The sequence below is a fragment of the uncultured Veillonella sp. genome, from assembly GCF_963543145.1.
Taxonomy (GTDB): domain Bacteria; phylum Bacillota; class Negativicutes; order Veillonellales; family Veillonellaceae; genus Veillonella.
Genome location: NZ_CAUTZP010000009.1, coordinates 1 through 25656, shown reverse-complemented (window position 1 = coordinate 25656; position 25656 = coordinate 1). Strand labels below are relative to the sequence as shown.

The window sequence follows — 25656 nt, the reverse complement described above, 5'->3', positions numbered from 1 at the left end:
ATCATCGAATGGCTCAGCCACCGTCTAGTCATAATATATGTATTATACCATTAAAAGAGACCAAAGATAAAGGAAACAATAGCACCCACTAAAATGACAACACCTACTACAGATAGGATAATGCCGCCAAAGAAAACTACTGCCGCTAATACAACAGCTAAAATGATAATCAAAATGATACGACTAAGCCAGCTTGTACTATTAAAGCTATACACCTTAACTTGCGGTCCATATTGATCATATTGTTCATTACGTTGACGCTCTTCATCCATGTAAGTTGGCGTTGAGTCAACATGCACAGAGTCACCTACCTCTTCAATAGTTACTCCATCAAAGTCTCGACGCTCATCATCGGATAATACGCGCGTATTAGGTTCAGTAGTTCGCGTATTGCCTCCAAAATTACTATCTTGTTGATTATTTTTATATGTATTTTGATTGTTATGTATATTCTGTTGATCAGACATAGTTAATTCCTTTATATGACCAAAATAATAATTAATTTTACACAACCTATTATATCATATTTTAACTAGAAAAATGCAAATAAATATCCCCTACAGATATAAATTCATATATCTGTAGAGGACGTATTGTATTGGTATTGTTAATAGCTAATGTATGCTAACGCACAGATTAGTCATTCAAGAATTTTTGAAGTAATTCATTAACCATACCAGGGTTAGCACGGCCTTTAGATTCCTTCATAACTTGACCAACTAAGAAGCCAATAGCCTTGCCATTACCGCTCTTGAAGTCTGCCACTGGTTGTGGGTTGTTAGCAATAACTTGCTTAACGATTTCTTCAATAGCGCCTGTATCTGTGATTTGAACAAGACCTTCTTCTTTTACGATAGTATCTGCATCCTTGCCGGATTCCCACATGGATACAATAACTTTTTTCGCAATTTTACCAGAAATAGTGCCTTTATCGATAAGAGCAATCATACCAGCTAAGTTTTCAGGGCTTACTTTAGATTCACCGAAGGTTAAGCCATTTTCATTGATCATCTTGGACAAGTCACCAAGCATCCAGTTAGCAACCGTTTTAGGATCTGCACCAGCTTTTACAGTTGCATCTAAGAAGTCTGCAGTCTTACGAGCTACTGTAAGGATTGTTGCATCTTCGCGAGATAAACCATATTCAGATACAAAGCGTTCAATCTTAGCATCTTGTAATTCAGGTAATGCACGACGTACTTCTTCGATTTTTTCGTCTGTAATTACAATCGGTACCAAATCTGGTTCTGGGAAGTAACGGTAATCGTTTTCTTCGTCTTTTTTACGCATACCAAGAGTAATGCCTTGTGCATCATCCCATGTACGTGTTTCTTGATCCACTTTACCGCCAGCTTCGATCAACTTAGCTTGACGCAATGCTTCATATTCAACAACCTTTTGAATAGCTGTTAAAGAGTTTACATTCTTAGTTTCTGTACGTGTACCAAATTCTTTAGTACCGCGCAAACGTACGGATACGTTACAGTCACCACGCAAGGAGCCTTCTTCCATACGACCGTCAGATACTTCTAAATATTGCAAAATAGAACGTAGTTTTTCAACATATGCTCTCGCTTCTGCACCAGAACGAATATCTGGTTCAGATACGATTTCAAGAAGAGGTACACCTGTACGGTTGTAGTCAACATTAGAAGATTTGGAATCGGAAATAGTGTTGCCACTATGAACGAGTTTACCTGCATCTTCTTCCATGTGAATACGTGTAATACCAATGCGTTTAGTTTCACCATTTACTTCGATATCTAAGTGACCATTCAAGCAAATTGGTAAATCATATTGAGATGTTTGATAGTTTTTAGGCAAATCAGGATAGTAGTAGTTTTTGCGGTCAAATTTGTTAAAGTTAAGGATTTCACAATTCAATGCTAAGCCTACTTTAATAGCAAATTCTACTACTTGTTTATTTAACACAGGCATAGCACCAGGTAAGCCAAGGCACACTGGGCACACATGTGTATTTTGATCGCCGCCGAATTCAGTGGTACAACCACAGAAGATTTTAGACTTCGTCTTAAGCTCTGTATGAACCTCTAAACCAACGACTGTTTCGTATTTACTACTCATAGAGAAACCTCCCCAGTTGGTGCTACTAATTGACAGTCTGGACGCGCTTGTTCAAATGTGAACGCCGCACGTAACAATGTTTCTTCACCCATGGCAGGCCCAAGCAATTGCATACCGATTGGTAAATTGCTGCTACTCATACCGGCTGGAATGCTGATACCTGGAATACCTGCAAGGTTAGCTGGTACTGTACAGATATCTTCTAAGTACATTGCTAATGGATCATTTGCTTTTTCACCAAATTTATAAGACGTATTAGGTGCAGTTGGTGTTAAGATTAAATCCACTTTGGAGAAAGCTTCATCAAATTCATTTTTAATGAGACGGCGTACTTTCAATGCTTTCAAATAGTAAGCATCATAATAACCTGCGCTCAATACATAAGTACCTAATAAGATACGGCGTTGTACTTCAGGACCAAAACCTTCTGTACGAGTTTTAGTAGACATTTCTACTAAATTGTCAGCAGCTACGCGCAAACCATAGCTTACACCGTCATAACGAGCCAAGTTAGAGCTTGCCTCTGCCAATGCGATGATATAGTACGCAGACAATGCATATTTAGAGTTAGGCAAGGAAACCTCAACGATTTCAGCACCTAATTTTTTATATGTTTCGATAGCCTCTTCCATAGCTTTGCGAACTTCACTATTGAGACCTTCACCAAAGAATTCTTTTGGCACGCCAATTTTAAGATTTTTTACATCATTTACAAGGGCTGTAGTGTAATCTACACGAGCACCTGGAATAGATGTAGAGTCTTTTGCATCGTGTCCAGAGATTGCATTCAATACTAAAGCAGCATCAGTTACGTCCCGTGTAATAGGGCCAATTTGGTCCAAAGAGGATGCAAAGGCGATAAGACCATAACGTGATACATTACCGTAAGTTGGTTTCAAACCTACAACGCCACAGAAAGATGCTGGTTGACGAATGGAACCGCCTGTATCAGAACCAAGAGCCCAAATAGCAGAACTACTAGCAACAGCAGCGGCACTACCGCCAGAGGAACCACCTGGTACACAGTCAGTGTTCCAAGGGTTAGTAGTTTTTGCTAATGCAGAATTCTCTGTAGATCCACCCATAGCGAATTCGTCCATGTTAAGTTTGCCAAGGCTAATATAATGATTATCTTGTAAACGTTCGATAACAGACGCATTATATGGAGGAACAAAGTTTTCTAACATTTTAGACGCACATGTTGCAGGCTCGTCTTTAATACAAATGTTATCTTTGATGGCACCAGGAATACCTGCTAATGGAGAAATTGCTTCACCTTTAGCAATTAATTCGTCTACAGTTTTAGCTGTAGCTAAAGCGCGGTCATGAGAATCAGATAAGTACGCATGTACAGTCGGTTCCACTTTCGCTTTATGTGCAATGACAGCATTCGTCAATTCAACGGCGCTAATTTCTTTATTCACTAGTTTCTTGTGTAATTCATGAATTGTTGCCACAGCGAAACCTCCTATTCTTGTACAACGCGAGGTACTTTAAAGTACCCATCCTCTGCTTCTGGAGCATTGGATAAAGCTAAATCATGATCGAGGGATGGTTTCACTTCATCCTCTCTAAATACATTGTGTAATGGTACCGCATGGGCCATAGGCTCAACACCATCAAGCTCTAATGCATCTAGTTCAGCAACATAAGACAAGATATCGGACAACTCTTTTTCTACATGTGCCATATGTTCTTCCTTAACTTCCAACCGTGAAAGCAAGGCGATTTTTTTAATTTCCTCTTGGCTGATTTTCATCGGAACACATCCTTTCATAATTATTTATTATAAAGCAAATAATATATATTTTCAAAACATTGTAAGAATGTATATCTATTGGATTTCACCAAGTTCTCGTAAAAGCTCTACAAACTCTTCTTCATTCATGACGCGAATGCCCAATTCATTTGCTTTCGTAAGCTTACTACCGCTATCTTCACCAGCTACAACAAGTGTAGTTTTCTTTGAAACAGAGCCTGTAACCTTTGCCCCATGAGCTTCAAGGATTTTACCGGCTTCACTGCGGCCCATAACCTCAAGCTTACCTGTGAGAACGACGGTTTCCCCTTCCATTTGATTTCCTGCAGCTTCTACAACATCTACAGTCATCTTAAGACCAGCTTGTGTTAACCCTTCAATAATAGCAACATGCGCAGGATCTTGACGGTACTCAACGATACTATCCGCCATTGTAGGACCAATCTCCTCCACTGCAACGAGTTCTTCCTTAGTAATAGTCATAAACCGTTCCATAGATTTCACCACATTAGCAATTGTTCCCGCTGCTTTAGAGCCAATTAAACGAATACCAAGACCATATAATACGCGGTCCAAGCCACGAGCTTTAGAATCTGCAATAGCTTTTACCAAATTCTCTGCCGATTTCTTGCCCATTCTATCCATCGTAACTAGTTGGTCCACTGTTAAATGATATAGATCAACTACATTAGCAATCAACTTGTTATTAATCAAGTTTTCTACAATACTTGGACCTAAGCCGTCGATATTCATAGCATCTCGAGAGGCAAAGTGAATGATCTGTTCTTTCTCAATAGCTGGGCAGTGTTTATTTGTACAACGAACTGCCGCTTCCCCTTCGCGACGAACTGCAGGAGAATTGCATACTGGACATGTGTTAGGAATTGTGAAAGGCACTTCAGAACCAGTACGTTTCTCAGGAACTACGCGAATGACTTCTGGAATGATTTCTGCTGCCTTGTGAATGATGACATGATCGCCAATGCGGATATCCTTTTCATTAATAAAGTCTTGGTTATGTAATGTAACACGACTCACATTTGTGCCAGACACGAATACAGATTCAAGCTCACCAGTAGGCGTGAGGACGCCAGTACGACCAACATTAATAGTAATATCCTTAAGAATGGTTTCTACTTCTTCAGGAGGATACTTATAGGCTGTAGCCCATTTAGGATCTTTTGCAGTACTACCAAGCACCTCTTGATCATCAAAACTATTAACCTTAATTACCATCCCATCTGTGTCATAAGGCAACTCATGGCGTTTTTCACCCCAATAATTAATAGCCTCAATAACATCTTCAATTGTTTTACATACACGGTAATGAGGGTTTACAGAAAACTTAAAAGTTTCCAAACTTTGTAACAATTCCTCTTGGCTATGAATATTAGCACCTACTTCGGAGCCAATAGCATAGGCAAAGAAGGCTAGGTTACGACTTGCTGTAATAGCAGGGTCTTGTTGACGCAATGATCCTGCCGCAGCATTGCGAGGATTCACAAAGGTTGGTAAGCCTTCTTCATCACGTTCTTCATTAATGCGCTTAAATTCGCTATGAGGCATATACGCTTCACCGCGAACCTCGATAAATTCTGGCGCATTCTCTAGGTATAAAGGAATAGATTTAATAGTACGTACATTGGCAGTTACATCTTCACCAACGCGACCGTCACCTCGCGTTACAGCACGCACAAACATGCCATTTTCATAGTGCAAATTAACAGCCAATCCATCAATTTTTAACTCTACTACATAAGCAGATGGCTTATGTCCTAACTCCTTTTCTACGCGATTAGCAAATGCTCGAACTTCATCAGCATTGAATACATTGGAAAGGCTCAACATAGGGCGTCCGTGTACAACCTTTTCAAAAGAGCCTTCCACCTTCATGCCTACACGTTGTGTTGGAGAAGACGGCACAATATATTCAGGATGAGCTGTTTCTAAATCTACAAGCTCACGATATTTTTTATCATATTCAAAGTCACTCATCGTAGGAGCATCTTTTACATAGTATAAATACTGTGCATGAGTTAACTCCTGTTGCAACTCTTTGATTCTATCTTTCGGATTCATCTTACACCCTTTTATACAGAAAATGACTACCCTTTTTTAACAGGTGCAAATTTTGCCATCACCACACGTACACCTTGGGTTGGAAATTCAATAGTTAGCTTCATGCCAGCCCCTTCACCAGCAACGTTGATAACCTTACCATTGCCCCACTTACTATGAATAGCAGTATCACCAATCTTCCAATCAGCAATCACTTCATTGCGAACGATTGGCTTCGTAACTGGTCGGCTTGTGACACTCATATGTTGTGGCACATGACGCTTAATATCATCAGGTACTTTGCGCTTAGCACGCAAACCATCTACTAACTCTTCAGGAATTTCGTCGATAAAGCGAGATGGTAAATAGCTGCTTGTACGACCAAATACGGTACGCGTCGTAGCGTTAGAAATATATAATTCCTTCTCCGCCCGTGTAATACCTACGTAAGCTAGACGACGCTCCTCTTCAATCTCCTCAGGGTTCATCAAGGTGCGACTATGAGGGAATAAACCTTCCTCCAAGCCTCCTAAGAATACAATAGGAAACTCCAAACCTTTAGCAGCATGTAATGTCATCAAGGTTACCTTGGACTCCTCTACCTCGAAGGAATCAACGTCGTTAACGAGTGCTACTTGTTCTAAGAAATCCTCTACAGTACCAGATGGATTTGTATCTTGGAAGTCCTTTGCTACAGATAAAAGCTCACCGATATTCTCAGCCCGTGCTTGATCTTGTGGATCTGTACTTTCTTCTAACTGCGCCAAATAACCTGTTCTATCTAAAATGGACTCTAGAATATCTAGAACTGTTCTGTCTTCCATTTCAGCTACAAGAGTAAAGATGAGGATACCAAACTCTTCTAACTTTTCTTTTGTCTTACCCTTAATAGAGTCTACCAAGTGTAGCTGTGTTAAGGTCATAAATAAAGATGTTCCATTAGCACGGGCATAGTCCTGTAATTTGGCCACAGTAGTAGCGCCAATACTTCGTTTAGGGACGTTGATAATACGCAATAGACTCAAATCATCGAAAGGATTATATAATACGCGCAAGTACGCTAATACGTCCTTTATTTCTTTACGATCATAGAACTTTGTGCCCCCTACCATTGTGTATGGTAAAGCACGTTTGATAAGTGCCTCTTCAAGCACACGGGACTGAGCATTCGTACGATATAAAATGGCCATATCCCCATAAGGAACACCGTGAATATCGTGCTTTTTAGCAATTGTATCGCCGATAAAAGCAGCCTCTTCATGTTCAGATTGGGCCGTAAAATGCTGAATTTTAGCACCTTCCGTCTTGTCAGTCCAAAGATTCTTCTTTGGCCGACCTTCATTATTCTCGATAACAGCATTGGCTGCATCTAGAATAATCTTTGTAGATCGATAGTTTTGCTCTAACTTGATAGATGTGCAGTTCGGATAATCTTTTTCAAAGTCTAGGATATTTTGAATATCTGCACCACGCCATGCGTAAATACTTTGGTCAGCATCACCTACTACGGCGATGTTCTTCCAATGGGAAGCCAATAATTTAGCCAATAAATATTGAGCATGGTTTGTATCTTGATACTCGTCGATCATAACATAGCGGAAACGTTTGCTATATTTATCTAGGACAGCATCATTAGACTGTAATAATTTTACGGCCACCAATAATAAATCATCAAAATCTAAAGCATTATTTTTACGCAATTCACGTTCGTAATACTCGTAGACGTCGGCAACCTTTTGCTGGTAAAAGTCTCTCGCTTGCTTTCTAAAATCAGAAGCAAAAAATAATTTATTCTTTGCATCTGAAATGGCTGCTATCATAGCACCAACGGGATAGTATTTATCGTCTAGATTTAGTGCTTTTAAAGCCGCCTTAATAACAGCTTGTGAGTCAGATGTATCATAGATTGTAAAGTTACTGTTATAACCTAAGAAGTTATCTAATTCAAAACGCAAAAATTTCGCACAAAAACTATGGAACGTACTGAGCCAAATACGGTTAGCTACATCACCTACTAAACCTTCTACACGGCTTTTCATCTCTTTAGCCGCTTTATTGGTAAAGGTAATAGCTAAAATTTCGTAAGGATTAACACCTTGCGCTAATAAATGTGCAATACGAACAGTTAAAACCTTTGTTTTACCTGATCCGGCACCAGCTAAAATCAATAAAGGGCCTTCCGTATGTTGTACGGCTTGTCGTTGCTCTTTATTTAAACCTGTTAATAATGAATCCATCGGAACACCCCTAACGCCCTTACACAAAACACATATAAACATCTAAGACAAAGCGAAATGAACTAAAGTTTTATATATAACAAATGACATTTATTATGCTACACATATAACTAAAGATATCTAAACTCTATACATAGAGAAGAAGAACGTTGCAAGCAACGTTCTTTTCGTTTGTACACTATTTCATAGCACCAAGAATTGGTGGTACGATTTGTTTTTTACGAGACATAGTGTTTGGTAAGAATACACCATTGTCTTTAACTTCTTTTTCAAATGCTTTTGTAACTACAGCTTCTACATCACCACTGAATAACAATGTAGTGCTTTCATCAAGAATATTTGTAATCATGATGTAAGATGCATCGTAGTTGTTAGCACTGCGAAGAGCTTCTAAAGCCGCTACAAGTTCACCTTGTTTAGCCAATACATCTGTTGTATCCATAACAGAAATTTGTCCGATAGAAATCGTTTTACCAGCTTCGGAGAATTCTTTCATATCGGTACGAACGATATCATCATTAGTCAAATCAGAAATGTCTGCGCCAGCTTTTAACATATCAAGGCCGTAGGACTCAATATCTACACCTGCGATTTCCGCCAATTTATGAGCCATTTCTTTATCTGTTTCAGTGCATGTTGGTGAGCGGAATAATACAGTGTCAGAAATGATAGCAGATAGCATCAAGCCTGCAATAGTTTTCGGAATTTCTTGATTATTTTCCATATACAATTTAGTGATAATTGTATTGGAGCAACCTACTGGTTCTAAGCGCATGAATACAGGACCATCAGTTTCAAAATCACCAATACGGTGATGATCAACTACGCCACACATGTTCATGGATTTGTAGCCATCAATGATTTGCTTAGATTCATTGTGGTCAGTTAGGTATAAATTACCACCTTCTGGAGCAAATTCTTCCCAGTTCTTAACGATTTGTGGATGTTCAAAACCAAAATGGTTCAAAATGTATGTTGTTTCTTTGTTTGCTTCACCTGCACATACTGGAGTTGCTGGTGTACCCATTTGTGTTAATAAATTAGCAAAGGAAATAGCAGAACAAATAGAATCTGTATCAGGGCTTTTATGACCTGCTACATATGTTTTTACGTCACTCATAATATACCTCTTTTATATTTAGTTTCACATTTTATATTGACCTAGGTCAATCCGATTTTTAACTATATTATTATATCATAAAATATACAAAAAAACACGCCACTACTTAGTAATGACGTGTTTTTCATCTATCTATATTAATGGCTAATATAGAGAATTATTAATGGTCTTTTTTACGATTTGTTAACAAACCAGGACCAAGTTTTTCAATGATGATGAACAACATTGGAATGATAAAGATACCAAACAATGTTGCTGTTGTCATCCCCGCTACTACTGTAATACCCATGGATGTACGAGCACCAGAACCAGCCCCCGTGGATACTGCCAACGGCAATACCCCAAGAATAAATGCAAAGGATGTCATCAAGATTGGACGCAAACGAATTTTTGCAGCTTCGATAGCAGCATCAACTACGTTCATACCACGCTCGTCAACACGAATCTTCGCATATTCAATGATCAAAATCGCATTTTTAGCAGACAAACCGACCAAGGTTAAAATACCAATTTGCATATAAATATCGTTAGCTAAAGAATATCTACCAGTAAAGTTCAACAAGAATGGTACTAAAGCGGCACCAATCATACCACATGGTACGGAGAACAATACGGCAAATGGAACCTTCCAAGATTCATATAAGGCAGCCAAGATTAAGAATACGAAAACTAGACCTAAACCAAGAATCATCATAGTTTGAGAACCAGCTTTCAACTCTTCACGAGATTGACCACCCCAGTCATATGTATAGCCTGCAGGTAATGTTTTAGCCGCCGCCTCTTTCAATGCATTAATAGCATCACCAGAAGAGTAACCACTTGCTTGGGAACCACCAATTTGTACGGCCATCGCATTATCGAAACGAGTAATGCTAGATGGAATACCTGTTTGTTCCTTCGTAATGTAGTTAGAAACAGGCACCATTTGACCACTACTATTACGAACAGCCAACATATTAAGGTGATCTGCGTTTTGGCGATAAGCGTCTTCAGCTTGAACCACTACTTTGTAGTTTTTACCGTACGCAGTATAGTCATTGACTTGAATACTACCATAGAAACCTTGTAATGTAGTGAAAATATCAGATAATGCCACACCATCTTGAGCCGTTTTTTCACGGTTCACATCAAATTGTAAGGATGGTGTAGATGTATCAAATGTAGTGTAAATAGATTGAATAGCTGGACTCTTACGAGCTTCTGCAATAAACTCATTAGCACGTTCCGCCATAACTTGTGGGCTGTCGCCAGCTTTGTTAATGATGAACATACTAAAGCCACCAGTAGTACCAAGGCCAGGAATTGATGGTGGATTCATAGCAATTACAGTTGCTTCTGGTACATTTTGAGCGGCAAAGCCAAATGTTTGACCTATCATAGCATTAACAGATTCAGCTTGAGTTGTACGGTATTTCCAGTCAGCCATAGAGGCAAAGATAACACCAGCACTAGATTTTTGTCCACCACCTAAAATGTCAAAGCCAGCTACTGTAAATACTTCTTGGAATAGTTGTTCATCCTTAGGTTCTTCTGGATCATTTTTTCCTTCTAAGAAAGATGCAATTTTTTCAAGTGTTGCCATTGTACGCTCAGATGTAGCACCTGGCGGCGCATTAACGGCAATCATATAATAACCGCTATCCTCTGCTGGTACGAAGGATGTAGGCAAGAAGTGGAATACTAAGCCTGTCCCACCCGCAAAGATTAACAATGCAATAACAGTTAAGCTCAAACGATGACTTAAACGAGCTAATTGGATGCCATACCAATTACTGAATCGCTCAAGAGCATTGTTAAACTTGTTTAATTGACGATGTAACCAATCTTCATGCTCTTTAGGAGTATGAGGTTTTAACATCGTAGCACATAACGCTGGTGTTAACACAAGTGCGATAATTGCAGAGATAACAACAGACACAGCAATTGTTAATGCAAATTGTTTGTATAAGATACCTGTCATACCGCCCATGAAGGCAACTGGTACGAATACTGCAACCAATACAAAAGCAATACCAATTACAGGGCCTTGTACATTTTCCATCGCTTTAATAGCAGCCTCTTTTGGAGGTAAGCCATTGTACTTCAATTCATATTCAACAGCCTCAACTACTACGATGGCATCGTCTACTACGAGGCCTATGGCCAATACCATCGCAAAGAGTGTCAATGTATTAATAGAAAAATCTAACAGTATAAACGCACCAAATGTACCGAGCAAAGATACTGGTACGGCAATCATAGGAATGATAGTGGAGCGCCAAGACTGTAAGAATACATATACTACTACTAAAACTAATAGCAATGCTTCTATAAAAGTATGTTGAACCTCTTTAATAGATGCACTTACGAATTTAGTATTATCTACAACTACGTTGTATTGCATATCTGGTGGGAAGGATTGAGATTGTTCCTCCAATACCTTCCTAACATTAGCAATTGTTTCTAATGCATTCGCATCATTTTGTAAGGAAATAGCAAAGCCTGCTACCTCTTTATGAGCAGATTTCGCAATGAAATTATAATCCTCTGCACCAATTTGAATACGAGATATATCTTTTAAATGAAGAACCTTACCATTGGAGTTCTTTATGGCAATGTTACCAAATTCTTCAGGCGTTACAAGACGTCCCTCAATTTTGATAGGATATTGGAACGCTTGTTGACCGTTTGTAGGATTTTGGCCCACTGTACCTGCTGCAGCTTGTAAGTTTTGGCCCTGAATAGCTGCTGTTACTTCAGAAATTGTAACACCAAGCGTTTGCATCTTCGCAGGATCTAACCAGATACGCATGGAATAGTCGGAACCGAACTCCTGCACAGAACCTACACCCTTAATAGATTTAATGGCATCCATCATATAGTTGGAACCATAGTTTTTCAAGAATGTAGAATCATATGTACCATTAGGAGAGCTCAAAGTAAATACCATGGCCATATCGCCAGACGATTTAGTAGTAGTAACACCTACTGCTTGTACCTCTGCAGGCAATTGTGAAAGCGCTGCTTGCACACGGTTTTGGGTATTAACCGTATTCATATCAGCATCTGTACCTTGATTGAACTGAACAGTCAAGGAATAACTACCACTACTAGAGCTAATAGATGTCATATAATCCATATCTTGGACGCCTACAATTTGTGTTTCGATAACACTGGCTACAGTATCATTAACAACTTGAGCTGTTGCACCAGTGTACGCTGTACTTACACGAACTGTAGGTGGAGAAATTTGTGGATATCGAGCTACCGGAAGGTTCATCATGGAAATGAGACCTACCAAAGTAATAACAATAGCTATTACGATGGCAAAGATAGGTCGATTAATAAAGAATTTCGACACGATCTAGCCCCCTTCTATTTTGTAGCTTTTAATTGTTCTCTTGAAAGTAATTTAGCATCTACTTTCATACCATTCTTAACCTTAGTTAAGCCATCTACGATGATTGTATCTCCAGGTGCTAAACCAGATTTAATAATAGTTTCACCATCAGTAGTGCCCCCAAGTTCAACCGTTTTTTGCTCTACAACACCATCAGCATTCACAACATAGATAAAGTTTTTATCCATAATTTGTACAATCGCACGATTTGGTACGAGAATAGCATTTTTAAGTTTTTCACCTGGAGAAATAACTGTTGCATACATATTTGGCAACAACAGATGATTAGGATTTGGGAAGGATGCTTTCAATACAAGCTTGCCTGTAGATTGATCTAAGCTCTTCGCCGCTTGTACGATAGAACCAAGTTCATTATAAACTTCGCCATCAGCAAGTTTTAATTGAATATTTGGACCATTGGAATCATCACCAGTTGGATTTTTCATGAAGTCAAGATATTCTTGCTCAGTCATGCTGAACTCAACAAAGATTGGATCGATGGAATCAATTGTAACCAATGTTGTAGAACCAGCAGTTACATATGTCCCTGTATCGATATCATCCATACGCAATGTACCAGAGTATGGTGCATATACCATAGTATCACCCAAGTTATCTTGAGCAATCTTAAGAGATGCTTGGTATGCTTCATAAGCAGCTTTAGCTTGTTCGTAAGTGCTACGTTGTGTATCTGCACGTTGTTGTGCAATAGCACCTTGTTGCGCTAATGTTTCATAACGTTGCAAATCAGCTTCAGCATTTCTCATGTTTGCATTGGCTTGGGCTACTTGTGCTTCTGCATTGGCAACACTAGCTTCATACTGACGAGAGTCAATGCGAAATAGTGGTTGCCCTGCTACTACTTGCTCCCCACCTTTAACAAATTTTTCCACTACATAACCACTAACACGAGCATGTACCGCTACAGAGTTCTCTGCAACTACTGTACCAGCAAAGGTTTGATTCACCTGTGCATCACTGGCAGTAATTTTGTATGCATTGACAATCACATCACCTGCCTGTTGTTGATTACTACCACAACCAGCAACCATTACAGCTGATACAACGAGAGCCGCTAACATACGGGAATAACGGAACTTCATTATATGTACTCCTTTACACGAAACTAATCATTTATGTTACATAATTTCATAAATATCTTATTATATTTTACAGGATTCTATAGACAAAGTCAATTTTTTCAGTACCCTCCAACCTATCTAAAATGTAGATAAAATCAAATCAAATCACTATTCATTGTATACAACAAAAAAGAGAAAAACCATTGACTTTTATATTTTTTGTGAACACTTTTTCATGATTTATTGTGCACTGTTCTGTGGGGAAATCATGGAAAAAAAAGGGGGAAATTAGGTGACCAAATGCGTATTTACGCGATTATCTACAAACACTAAAAAAAGCTAGAAGATTAGGTAACTACTGATTTAATCCAGTAATTACGTATCTTCTAGCTTTAGCTTGAATATTGGTGGAGATGAGGGGAGTCGAACCCCTGTCCAGAAGTGTTGCCATATAGACTTCTCCGAGCACAGTCTATGATTTAAGTCTCAGGTTGCTACCGCTCACAGACAAGCTACACAACCCCAGTTCATATCGTCTCGCCTAATTCATATGAACAACTGAATTAAGCCAGCCTACGGTTTGACGTCCATTCACACTTGGTAGGCACAAGTATGAGGGACGTAGCTTATGCAGCTAATGCAAAATTTTCTTCTGCGTTTAAATGTTTTCCCACCGTTTAACGGCCTCATGGAACGCCGACTCGCTATCTATACCACACGCACCCCTGTCGAAACCTTTACATCCCCGTGCGTCGGTCTAATAATTATAAGCCTATTTACTATTACTGTCAATTATAATAAGCCTTACCAACGCTTGTAAATCTTTACTTTCTCCAGCAATTTAAGACAATTCTTTTATAGCTTTATACAACGTGTCACATACGTAGTCAATTTGAGCTTTACTGTGTGCTGCAGTAACAGTTAAACGAATCCGACTTACACCAACAGGAACTGTAGGCGGACGAATGGCTGTGCCGATGATTCCAGCCTCATATAGATAATTAGATACAGCTAAGGTATCTTCATTCTTGCCAATAAGAATTGGGAAAATTGGTGTATCAGCTGTAGCATATATGCCCATTGCATTTAATCGGTCTGACATATAGCCTACATTATCTTGCAAACATTCCATTACAGATGGATCAGAATCAATAATTTGTAGTGCACTGAGAGCCGCCCCTATATCAGCAGGAGATAAAGCTGTTGAGAATATAAAACTACGGCTCGTATTAACAAGATAGTCAACAATTGTACTATTAGCAGCCACATAGCCCCCCACTGATCCAAGGGATTTGCTCAATGTGCCAAGTTGTATATCTATCTCTTTCTCAAGACCGAAATAGGCAGCTGTACCATGGCCATCGCCAATGGTTCCTGTAGCATGTGCATCATCCACAATAAGTAATGCATTATATTCACAGCTCAGTTCATATAGCTTATCTAATGGTGCAATATCACCATCCATGCTAAAGACACCATCAGTAACGATGAGTTTTCGTGCATTTCGATCCGCTTGTTTTAGGAGGAACTTTAATTCCTCTACATCGCAATGACTATAGGCCTTTATGGATGCTTTGCTTAACCGACAACCATCAATGATACTAGCATGATTTAAAGCATCGCTAAAAATCATAGTATTCTTATCTGCAATAGCCGAAATTGTTCCTACATTAGCCATATAACCGGTATTAAATACGAGAGCCTTTTCTGTATTCTTAAATTTTGCTAATTCATTTTCAAGCTCTGTAAACAAAGGAAATGTACCAGACACAAGTCGAGACCCACCTGATCCAGTACCATATTGCTGAGCTCCTTTTACAGCACCTTCAATAACACGAGAATCGAAGGTAAGGCCTAAATAATTATTAGAAGCCATCATCAAGTATTCTTTATCATCTCGCTTCACACGCACTGCATCTAGAGGGCAGTATTCTTTTAAAGTGCGCAAATTATGATTGTTGATTTTATGATTTAGGTGTTCTTTAAAAAACTTATACATCATTTCTCCGTTGAACAAGTACGGGAGCCTTCTCCAAGTACTCAACTACACGTTCCCTATCTACAGCTGATCGAACAAAAAATACACGGCCCCCTATATCTGAGCCCAGTTCTTTCATATTAGGAATACGATGGTATATTCCATTAGATGCAACATACCCTACCGTATAATCAGGATCGTCAGACCAACATAATTCCCCCACAATCCCTTCAGCGGATTGCACCTTAGAGGCTAATACTAAAGCCTCTCGCATATGTTCATTATCCCCTAATGACTCAGAATCAAAGGAGTCCATATGACTGACGCGAACCCCTCGATTACCTACATCAATTCGTATGCCAGTTATAGCATCTACTAACATAGCACCACGCATAGAAGAATCTAATCCTTTTAATAGAGTAATAGCATTTTGAATGGCCACTTCCGTAATATCAGGACCTTGTAAAAGCTCGATAGCTAATTGATGAGCCTCTGCGATTGTATTGGCCCTATGTTCTTCTACTTGTAAACAATCGATATATGTTATCTCATTAGATGGGACTACATCTACTGTAATATTTATAAAATCAGCTGTTCCTTTACTATGATGCAAGGCACGGTCAGCTAAGGATTGAGCTATAGCCCCTACTTCTTCTAATTTCACAATACGCTCTGCTCCAGAAATATGGTGGCCCCCTTTTTCATGGGGACCACCTTGAGCTGCACGCATGCGTACACTATATAATTCAGCCATTATGACACCTTGCCTTTAACAAGATTATTTTGTGGTACTTGGCTGTGAATTTTACGGAATACTTTCACAAATACAGGTGCCATAATAACAGTAAAAATCATACCTGGAACGGCTAAGGCAATCATTGGTAAAGCAGCCTTTCCAATATACAAGGACAAAGATAAACGAGCCAAAGCAGATGCAATCGGACCGGAAATCATAATGCCAATCATATGGTTTTGGCACATCCATAGAATAAGACCTACGATAAGTCTAAATTGCATGGCAATCATAACATTTAAAATAGATTGTGTGCCTAACGCCAAACCAATTAAACTAGACAAACAACCACTAATAATATATTTTTTGAAACCAAACACGGCACATATCGCTACCGCTAACGGGGCAGATAATTGAAACTCTATACCAGGAATAATATTAGGTATTTTGATAGCCCCTAGTACTGTAATCATCGCTGTTAAGATGGCAATTTCTGTGATGTACCGAATGTTCTGATTCATAGTTTTCTCCTCTACTTAGATAATGTTAACTACAAACACCTCTTCTTGTTTACATTATAAATTCTACATGTATTTTTATCAACTTAAAATTATAATTGAGTTAACAAATAAACCATAATAATACCTAAAAATGTAGACCCCAAAAAAGTACAAACTACGTTCTAACTAAAAAAGGAATCAAGTACTAATGACTCGATTCCTTTTAATTTAATATTTTTGCTGCTCTTTAATTCGTTTAGCAATGTCACGCTTAGCATCGCGTTCTGCCATGTCTTGACGTTTATCGTATAACTTTTTACCAGTTACGAGGCCTACTGTAACCTTCACATAGCCCCGGCTAAAATGGAAGTTAAGCGGTACTAAAGAGAAACCTTTTTCCTTTACTTGAGCGTGTAATTTATTGATTTCAGATTTATGCATTAACAACTTACGTGTACGCTCCGGCTCATGGTTAAAACGGTTGCCTTGTTCATAAGGACTAATATGAACGCCATACAATAAAATTTCCCCTTTATCTATACGACAAAAGCTATCTTTTAGATTAAGCTTACCTTGACGGATAGATTTAATTTCAGTACCTGTTAACGCAATACCTGCTTCATAGGTTTCATGAATATTAAAATCATGACGCGCCTTACGATTATCAGCAATAAGGGATGGACTTGTTTTCTTTGCCATATTTACCTCTATCGTTTACGTTTACTTTTAGATTTCTTGGATTGACTACGTTTTGTAGATTTATGCGACTTCTTACGGCTTGATTTACCTTTTCCAGATTTTTTACTGAAAGCATCATATCTAGAGCGACTTGGTTTAGAATCATCTCTTCTAGAAGATTTTCTACCTTTCTTACTAGTGGATTTACGATCTTTAGGACTACCAAATCCATCTCGACTAGAAGCATAATCAGAACCATTGCGCAATTGTTCCTGAATAGCCATCAAATTATGGACTTCACCTAGTACAAAGTCAATTTGTTTCTTTTCTACATCGGCTTTTACAAGGGTAACAGTAACCTTATCACCTAGGTAGTATGTTTTACCTGTACGTTTGCCAACGAGGACAAAATGTTCTTCGTCAAAGAAATAATAATCGTCGCTCATCATGCTAATATGCACGAGACCATCAATACCATTTTCTAACTCAACAAACATGCCAAAGGATGTAATACTGGCAATACGGCCTTCAAAGACTTCTCCCACAAAAGGAACCATATATTGTGTCTTTTTAAGATCTACAGTTTCTCGTTCAGCCTCTGTTGCCACTTGCTCTTGAATAGAGGAATGTTCGACAGCACCAGCTAAGAAAGCGTCCTCTACATCTCGCTTGGAATAGCCATTTTTCCAGTGCATATCTGCTTTTAAAAGACGATGAACCATCAAGTCAGGGTAACGTCGAATGGGAGATGTAAAATGCGTATAACATGTAGAGGCCAAACCAAAGTGACCTGCATTTTCTATGCTATATTTCGCTTGTTGCATAGATCGTAAGGCCATAATTTGAGCTACTTGCTCAATATCCTGCCCCTTCACCACATCTAAGATTTTTTGGAAATCTCGAGGTGTTACGCCATCTGCACTAAGAACGAGATTTTGACCTAAGTAATTTAATACCTTTTGGAATAAATCTAACTTTTCTTCACTGGGACTTTCATGAATACGATATACCGAAGTGCGATGTGTATTCTTCAAGTGAGTCGCTACCGTTTCATTGGCGATAAGCATACATTCTTCAATAAGGCGCTCTGCCATTGTACGATCCCGTTTAACGATACGTAACGGTGTCCCATCTAGGTCAAGCAAAACCTTATATTCAGGAAAATCAAAATCTAAAGCACCTCTACGATGGCGCATGCGATTTAAAACTTTCGAAATCTCTGCCAAATCCCGTAACATAGGCATAAAGTCTTGTAAATCATCGGGAATGATGTTTTCTTCCAGTGCTTTATATACCTCTTTATAGCTACAACGGCGCCCAACATGAATAATAGATGGTCTAATACGATAATTAACTACAGTACCAGAAGCATCAATTTCCATCATGCAGGTCATGGCATAACGGTCTTCATGAGCATTTAAGCTACAAATACCATTTGATAATACCTCAGGTAACATCGGTACTACACGGTCTACCAAATAAACAGATGTTCCTCGTTTATAAGCCTCATTATCGATAGGTTGACCAGATGTTACATAGTGACTTACGTCTGCAATATGTACGCCTAATTCGTAATTACCATTCCGTAATTTACGACCACTCACAGCATCATCAAGATCTTTTGCATCCTCACCATCTATGGTAACCATTTGTAAGTCTCGAAGGTCCCAACGTTTTGGGTCTTCATGGATAAGAGTATCAATTTTCTTACTAGCCTTAATAACTTCATCAGGGAATGTAAAAGGAATCTTATGATTCGCCATGATACAGTTAATATCAAGACCTACATCGCCTTTATAGCCTAGAACTTCTGTTATAACACCTTCTGGTTTTTTATCGCCTTCCGGCCATTTTGTGATTTTAACTAATACTTTAGCGCCACTACGAGCATCTAACGTATTTTTTAAATCTACAAATATATCGGTCCCGATACGTTCATCATCAGGTACAACAAAGCCAAAGTGTTGTTGTCTATCATAGGTGCCAACGACAGTTTCATTAGCACGCTCAATAACATCAACAATAATACCTTCCCGTTTATGTTTTGTATAATCAGATGGCACTACGCGTACACGCACTTTGTCATTATGCATGGCAGTGCCTTTATTTTCTTCAGCCACATAAATATCTTCATCATCGAGCATGATAACAAAGCCGTAAGATTTACGGTATCCTTTATAAATACCTTCGTATTCTTCATGCTGTTGCTCTTTATATTGATATACATCAGGTCGCGTACAAGTTAATACACCTTCCCGAGCTAGCATTTTAGCAGAGCGAATAAACATTTCTAGGTCCTTACCACCTCGAATATGATTATCCATTGCTGCATCTTCAATATGATATGCATGTGGTTGAATAGATTTATAAAAGTTCAATACTTTTTTCTTCAAATTTTCACCTTCTTAGAATATAAAAAGAAAAAGCCTGCAAAGCAGGCTTTCATCATTAGAATTGATTAATCATTGCCCCTAATACTAAGCTCAACACAGCAAAGATAATCCCTAAAATAATTGTACATCTAGATAAGAAACCGTCAACACCACGGGCTTTACCACCAAAAGAGGAGTCTGCCGCACCAGAAACAGCACCGCCCATGCCAGAGCTTTTGCTATCTTGTGCCACAACTACTACGATTAATAAAATAGATACGATTACTTCTAGGATCATTAAGAAATTTGTCACGACTGTCATCCTTCCTGTGTGGCTCTTGGCGAACCCAATACACGATGTTCTAAATACTTCTCTAATTTACGTTTAACCCTCTGCAGTGCATTATCGATAGATTTAACACTGCGATCTGTGACCTCAGCCATTTCTTGATAAGAACGTCCGTCTAGATATCCTTCCAAGACCTCCCACTCGAGATCACTTAAAATATGACCAATATTGCGTTCAATATCATCCAACTCCTCTTGGCTGATAATGAGATCCTCAGGGTTTGTAACCTTTGCGGAGGATAGCATTTCGATCAATGTGCGCTCTGATTCCTCTGTATATACCGGTTTATTAAGAGATATATAGGAATTCAAAGGCGCATGTTTTTGTCTTGTAGCCGATTTAATGGCTGTAATAATTTGTCTAGTTATACAAAGTTCAGCAAAAGCCCGAAAAGACGCAAGTTTATCATGTTTAAAATCTCGCGTTGCCTTGTAGAGGCCAATCATTCCTTCTTGAATAATATCCTCTCGATCAGCGCCTACTAAGAAGTAAGAGCGCGCCTTAGCACGAACAAAATTTTTATATTTATTAACAATATAATCGATTGCAAACTCATTTTGCTCTTCTTGAGCTATGACCACAACTTGCTCATCGGTCATTTCTTTGAAATTGTAATCGGACTTGCGTGTATGAATTGTGTTCATATGCTCCTCCTTACAATTGAGCAGAAAAACCAATATATTTATTATACTGGAACTATTTACGATTTTCAACCATCAATGGCCACGGCGTAATTTCTCTAGTTTTTCAGCTACTTCAGGAGATAATAAGCCTCCCACTTCATTACGACGCAAGCTAAATTGATCTCGTCGATGTTCATGAGCGTATTGTAGTCGTTCTTCTTCTTTAGCAAGGCGAATCATATTCTGTAGTTCTCGTGCTGGAATTCGCAACCCGCCAGACCCAAGAATTTGATTCTGTTCTGCCCCATCAGAAGTCACAACATATACATTGGTATATTTGCCTTTACGCAAAAATACCTCTCGTTCTATAAAGGAATCTGCTGTTTCTCCATCATCAGTATAGACTTCAATGAAACCATTAGTAATAACTTCAACGGAACCACCAGATTTCGTATATTTACCGTCAAATACAAGGATTACTTCATAACCTTTGAATTTACCATAGTTTAATAGCTTATCTCTCAGCTCAATGCGAGCATGTTCCAGTGAATCATGAGCCAGTTTTTTTAGATGTGTCCAAGCAAATATCACATTATAGCCATCTACAATTAAAATGTCCTTTAACATAGTTATTTCGCTTGTCGTTGGCGTACCGCCTCATACATGAGAACTGCAGCCGCCACAGATGCATTTAAAGAATTCAAATTCCCATACATAGGAATCGTTACAAGGAAGTCACAAGCCTCTTTTACAACGCGACTAATCCCCTTGCCTTCGTTACCAATGACGATAACCGTAGGAATCGTCATATCCGACTCATACAAGGTACGATCACCTTCCATATGGGCACCCATTACCCAAAAACCTTGTTTTTGTAGTTCCTTAATAGTTTGTGCCACATTGCCCACTTGTACTAGGGGAATTTGTTCAATAGCCCCAGCAGAGGTTTTAGCAACTGTCGCATTAATTGGTGCATTATGACGCTTAGGAATGAGTACAGCCGTAGCCCCAACACATTCTGCAGTACGAATGATAGCCCCCATATTATGAGGATCCTCTACACCATCTGTTAAAATGAGCAAAGGAACTTCATGGGTAGTTTCTTGTAAAACTTCGCCCAATTCCTTAAATTGTACCGCCGAAACAAGGGCAATAACCCCTTGATGTGGTACATCTAAGTCGTACTTATTCATCTGCTTAATTGGCGTAGGTCTAACTTCAATTCCTTGGGATTTAGCAAGACCCACGATGTCAGCTAGTCCAGTTTTCACTTTATCTTCGCTGACCATAATACGTTGAATCGAACGACCACTTTTAAGGGCTTCTTTAACCGCATTGCGGCCTACAATATAATTATCCATACTACATACCTCTTAGAGTTATAGAAAAGGCTTGCCCCATAATATGCTGTAAGCGCTCATCTTGACGCGTTTCATAAAGAAATCCCAGCACTGCTTCAAAGGCCGTACTACTACGATATTCTTGAACAGAACTACTTTTCGGTACATTTACATTGCTATTTCTAGCACGACGTGCAATAGCTTGTTCTTGTTCTGTAAAAGTATCCTCTATTTCTAGCAATACCTTAGCTTGTGACTTAGCACAAATAAACTCAGTAACAATTGTGTGCAACACTTGTACCTTCGTAATATTCATTTGTACTACTCGTTCACGCACATACATAGAGTATACAGCATCCCCAATATAGGCAAGCATAACTGCATCAGAACTAAGGCACTCCTCTATAGTACGTTTACGCAAACGAAGCGGCTCTTGTTCAAGAGCCGTCAACTTTTTTATCGCTTCATTCTTTAAGAATTGAAATTGTTTAAACTTCACGTTTTTTCCACCGTGCACCTTGAGGAGAATCCTCAATGGTAATACCGATTTCAGCCAAACGATCACGAATGCAATCAGCTAATGCCCATTGTTTTTGTTCGCGACACGCTTGACGCACAGACAATATAACTTGCATTAATTCTTCGTATTCAGCAGCGTTAGCACCTGTGTTGCCTTCCCATGCTTTTTCAAGAATACCAATAACCTCTGTCATGAACTTGAAGATACGTTTTACTTCAGTGATTGCTTCTTGGCAAACAACACCTTCACGGCCGGTCACAGCTTGGTAATAGATGTTGATTTCTTTTGCAAGGCCGAACATGCTAGATGTAGCTAAAGCGGTATTGAAGTCATCGCTCATAGCTGCTTCGAATTCTTCTTCATATTCTTTAGCTTTTTCTAATAAGCGTTGCGCTTCATCACAAGGACCTGGTTCACATTTTTCAAGGTACAATAGATTTTCAATAGCAGTGCTTAAACGTTCTAAGGATTTATTTGCTTCTTCTAAACGTTCATCAGAGAAATCTAATGGACTGCGATAATGCGTGCTCAACAAGAAGTAGCGTAATGCATCTGGGCTATATTGTTCTAAAATATCTTTTACCAAGAAGAAGTTATTCAAGGATTTAGACATTTTTTCAGAGTTAATAGTGATGAAGCCATTGTGTAACCAATAGCGTACAGATGGATGTTGCCCAGAGCAGCCTTCAGATTGAGCAATTTCATTTTCATGATGTGGGAAGATCAAATCACTACCACCACCATGGAAGTCAAATTCTGTACCTAAGTACTTTTGGCTCATTGCAGAACATTCAATGTGCCAACCTGGACGGCCATTCCCCCAAGGGCTTTCCCAATATGGTTCACCTGGTTTTGCAGCTTTCCATAATGCAAAGTCCATAGGATTTTTCTTACGGCCATCAACTTCGATACGAGCACCTGCTTCCATATCATCTAATGTACGGCCAGATAACTCACCATAATGTTCAAATTTATCAACGCTATAATATACATCGCCATCGAGTTCATAAGCATAGCCTTTTTCAATCAATGTAGAGATCATAGCAATAATATCTTCGATATGTGTAGAAACACGTGGATAAATATCAGCACGTTGTACACCAAGGGCATCCATTACTTCGAAATAGCTGTCGATATAACGGTTTGCAATAGTATCCCAAGATACGCCTTCACCATTAGATGTATTGATGATTTTGTCATCTACATCAGTAAAGTTTTGTACATATGTTACTTTATAGCCTACATGTTTCATATAGCGACGAATTACGTCCCAAGTTACAAATGGACGTGCATTGCCAATGTGAGGATGGTTATATGGTGTAACACCACATACGTACATCTTTGCCTCACCTGGTGTTACAGGATTGAACACCTCTTTTTGGCGCGTCATAGTATTATAAACTGTAATTTCTCTCATCGTTACCGATGCCTCCATTTTCGTAAAATAAAAAAGACCCCTCATCTCATACAGAGACGATGGTCCGCGGTTCCACTCTGTTAGGTACCAGCAGTGGTACCCACTCATCGCATAACGGCGCGTCACCGGACAAACCTACCTATAATCGGAATGTCAGCTCGTGAATGCATTTCGTCTACCTATACTTGAACCCTCCCACCATCGGTTCTCGCTAAAAAGTTAGTTGTAGAGTACTTCTTTCAGTCTCAGCTTTTACTATTAAATCTATATTCAGATATAGAAATATTGTATCAATTATCCTATAGAATGTCAATGAAAACAAGAAAACCCTCATCTTTCAACATAGCCAAACAATGTATTAAACATGCATATTTCGGATATAAATTTGAAAGATGAGGATGATGAATTAACTATTAAGCATTTTCCAACTTCTCTTGATCGTCATGTTTACGGCAAATACCTGCAAAGATAGAGCCTGTAAAGTTATGAATGATAGAGAACACTGCACCTGCTACCGCAGCTTGTGGTGTAAAATGCTTAAGTGCAAGAGACACGGACAATGCAGAGTTTTGCATCGCTACTTCGATTTGCATAGCGCGGCGAGAAGAAACATCAATGCTTAATGCTTTGCATACAAAGTACGTTACAATATAACCACTCACATTTTGTACTAAACAAGCAACGAAGATGATGAAGCCTGTTTCAGCAATTTGTTTTTGGTTCACTGCCGTAACAGCAGCCAAAATGAGCAATACTGCAATAGCAGCAATCGTTGGACATACATCTTTAACAGGTTCAATTTTAGATCCAATGAAGTAATTCAATACGATACCTAAAATGATTGGTACTAAAACGATTTTTACAATAGACATAAACATCGGCATGAATTGAATTTCAATAGAGGATGTAGCGCCTGCATATAACACAACAAATAAAGGTGTTAAAATTGGTGCTAACAATGTAGATACAGTTGTTGCAGATACAGACAAAGGAACATTGCCATTTGCAAGGAATGTCATTACATTAGATGCTGTACCGCCTGGACATGCACCTAACAAAATAAAACCAATACCGATTTCTGGTGGAAAATTAAAAATAAGAGCTACCAAGAAGCCTGCTAAAGGCATCCATAAAAACTGAATAACAGATACGAGGATAACCTTCATAGGTTGTTTAAACACATCAAGGAATACTTGTGCTGTTAAAGTTAACCCCATGACAAACATAACGAACTGTAACATGTACGCAATGTAAGGCGTCATCCAAGAGAAAACTGTTGGTAATAAATAGGCTAATACCGCCATCAATAGTACAATCCAAGATAGATAACTATTGAATAAGTGATTAATAGAACGAATAACACTCATAAAAAGGCAGTGTAATATATTTTGTGTAAACTGTTCTCAAACAATTGAAAAGAGAACCA

21 protein-coding genes, 1 other RNA gene and 1 other annotated feature are annotated in these 25656 nt (G+C 38.8%); all 22 genes read right to left on the bottom strand.

From position 1 onward, the window contains the following. Positions 1-50: 50 nt before the first annotated feature. Positions 51-467 carry a DUF4229 domain-containing protein gene (locus tag RWZ05_RS05340; protein ID WP_314642781.1) on the bottom strand — a complete coding sequence of 139 codons (417 nt, stop codon included), beginning with the start codon at positions 465-467 and terminating at the stop codon, positions 51-53. A gap of 169 nt (positions 468-636) precedes the next feature. Further along, the gene (gatB, locus tag RWZ05_RS05335) at positions 637-2085 is read right to left on the bottom strand and encodes an Asp-tRNA(Asn)/Glu-tRNA(Gln) amidotransferase subunit GatB (protein WP_314642780.1); all 1449 of its coding nucleotides are present in this window, start codon (positions 2083-2085) and stop codon (positions 637-639) included. Continuing rightward, positions 2082-3542, bottom strand: coding sequence for an Asp-tRNA(Asn)/Glu-tRNA(Gln) amidotransferase subunit GatA (gene gatA / locus RWZ05_RS05330; protein ID WP_314642778.1), 1461 nt, complete (start codon positions 3540-3542; stop codon positions 2082-2084). The genes gatB and gatA overlap by 4 nt, the downstream gene beginning before the upstream one ends. 11 nt (positions 3543-3553) lie before the next feature. Then, complete coding sequence (gene gatC, locus RWZ05_RS05325) at positions 3554-3844, bottom strand: Asp-tRNA(Asn)/Glu-tRNA(Gln) amidotransferase subunit GatC (protein WP_314642777.1); 291 nt, start codon at positions 3842-3844, stop codon at positions 3554-3556. Positions 3845-3919: 75 nt separating this feature from the next. Further along, positions 3920-5923: an NAD-dependent DNA ligase LigA gene (ligA, locus tag RWZ05_RS05320; protein WP_314642775.1), complete on the bottom strand. Its 2004-nt coding sequence runs from the start codon at positions 5921-5923 to the stop codon at positions 3920-3922. Between the two features lie 26 nt (positions 5924-5949). Further along, positions 5950-8139, bottom strand: a complete 2190-nt coding sequence (gene pcrA, locus RWZ05_RS05315) for a DNA helicase PcrA (protein WP_314642774.1) — start codon at positions 8137-8139, stop codon at positions 5950-5952. 178 nt (positions 8140-8317) lie between these two features. Beyond that, positions 8318-9259, bottom strand: a complete 942-nt coding sequence (locus RWZ05_RS05310; RefSeq protein ID WP_314642772.1) for a manganese-dependent inorganic pyrophosphatase — start codon at positions 9257-9259, stop codon at positions 8318-8320. Positions 9260-9419: 160 nt separating this feature from the next. Beyond that, positions 9420-12599 carry a multidrug efflux RND transporter permease subunit gene (locus RWZ05_RS05305; protein ID WP_314642771.1) on the bottom strand — a complete coding sequence of 1060 codons (3180 nt, stop codon included), beginning with the start codon at positions 12597-12599 and terminating at the stop codon, positions 9420-9422. 14 nt (positions 12600-12613) lie between these two features. Continuing rightward, positions 12614-13741, bottom strand: coding sequence for an efflux RND transporter periplasmic adaptor subunit (locus RWZ05_RS05300; RefSeq protein WP_314642770.1), 1128 nt, complete (start codon positions 13739-13741; stop codon positions 12614-12616). A 384-nt stretch (positions 13742-14125) separates the two neighbouring features. After that, positions 14126-14467, bottom strand: a transfer-messenger RNA (tmRNA) gene (ssrA, locus tag RWZ05_RS05295). Between the two features lie 94 nt (positions 14468-14561). After that, positions 14562-15719, bottom strand: coding sequence for an 8-amino-7-oxononanoate synthase (bioF, locus tag RWZ05_RS05290; RefSeq protein ID WP_314642843.1), 1158 nt, complete (start codon positions 15717-15719; stop codon positions 14562-14564). Then, positions 15712-16452, bottom strand: coding sequence for a 6-carboxyhexanoate--CoA ligase (locus RWZ05_RS05285; RefSeq protein ID WP_314642769.1), 741 nt, complete (start codon positions 16450-16452; stop codon positions 15712-15714). The genes bioF and RWZ05_RS05285 overlap by 8 nt, the downstream gene beginning before the upstream one ends. Further along, positions 16452-16952, bottom strand: coding sequence for a hypothetical protein (locus tag RWZ05_RS05280; RefSeq protein WP_314642768.1), 501 nt, complete (start codon positions 16950-16952; stop codon positions 16452-16454). Before RWZ05_RS05280 ends, RWZ05_RS05285 begins: the two co-directional genes overlap by 1 nt. A gap of 207 nt (positions 16953-17159) precedes the next feature. Then, on the bottom strand, positions 17160-17630 hold the full coding sequence (smpB, locus tag RWZ05_RS05275; protein ID WP_314642766.1) for an SsrA-binding protein SmpB: 471 nt from the start codon (positions 17628-17630) through the stop codon (positions 17160-17162). Positions 17631-17638: 8 nt separating this feature from the next. Next, positions 17639-20002: a ribonuclease R gene (gene rnr / locus RWZ05_RS05270; RefSeq protein WP_314642764.1), complete on the bottom strand. Its 2364-nt coding sequence runs from the start codon at positions 20000-20002 to the stop codon at positions 17639-17641. A 55-nt stretch (positions 20003-20057) separates the two neighbouring features. Continuing rightward, complete coding sequence (secG, locus tag RWZ05_RS05265; protein ID WP_314642763.1) at positions 20058-20294, bottom strand: preprotein translocase subunit SecG; 237 nt, start codon at positions 20292-20294, stop codon at positions 20058-20060. A gap of 5 nt (positions 20295-20299) precedes the next feature. Continuing rightward, on the bottom strand, positions 20300-20974 hold the full coding sequence (gene sigH / locus RWZ05_RS05260; RefSeq protein WP_314642762.1) for an RNA polymerase sporulation sigma factor SigH: 675 nt from the start codon (positions 20972-20974) through the stop codon (positions 20300-20302). Between the two features lie 72 nt (positions 20975-21046). Continuing rightward, entirely contained in the window at positions 21047-21580 is a 534-nt protein-coding gene (locus RWZ05_RS05255) for an NYN domain-containing protein (protein ID WP_314642761.1), read from the bottom strand. A gap of 2 nt (positions 21581-21582) precedes the next feature. Further along, positions 21583-22314 carry a 23S rRNA (guanosine(2251)-2'-O)-methyltransferase RlmB gene (gene rlmB, locus RWZ05_RS05250; protein WP_314642760.1) on the bottom strand — a complete coding sequence of 244 codons (732 nt, stop codon included), beginning with the start codon at positions 22312-22314 and terminating at the stop codon, positions 21583-21585. Between the two features lies 1 nt (position 22315). Continuing rightward, positions 22316-22792: a ribonuclease III domain-containing protein gene (locus tag RWZ05_RS05245; protein ID WP_314642759.1), complete on the bottom strand. Its 477-nt coding sequence runs from the start codon at positions 22790-22792 to the stop codon at positions 22316-22318. Beyond that, positions 22782-24230, bottom strand: a complete 1449-nt coding sequence (gene cysS, locus RWZ05_RS05240) for a cysteine--tRNA ligase (protein ID WP_295838207.1) — start codon at positions 24228-24230, stop codon at positions 22782-22784. The genes RWZ05_RS05245 and cysS overlap by 11 nt, the downstream gene beginning before the upstream one ends. Positions 24231-24279: 49 nt before the next feature. Continuing rightward, positions 24280-24486, bottom strand: a binding site (T-box leader). A 157-nt stretch (positions 24487-24643) separates the two neighbouring features. Continuing rightward, positions 24644-25597 (bottom strand): bile acid:sodium symporter family protein, encoded by a 954-nt coding sequence (locus RWZ05_RS05235; RefSeq protein ID WP_314642756.1) that lies wholly within the window; start codon positions 25595-25597, stop codon positions 24644-24646. Positions 25598-25656 lie beyond the last annotated feature (59 nt).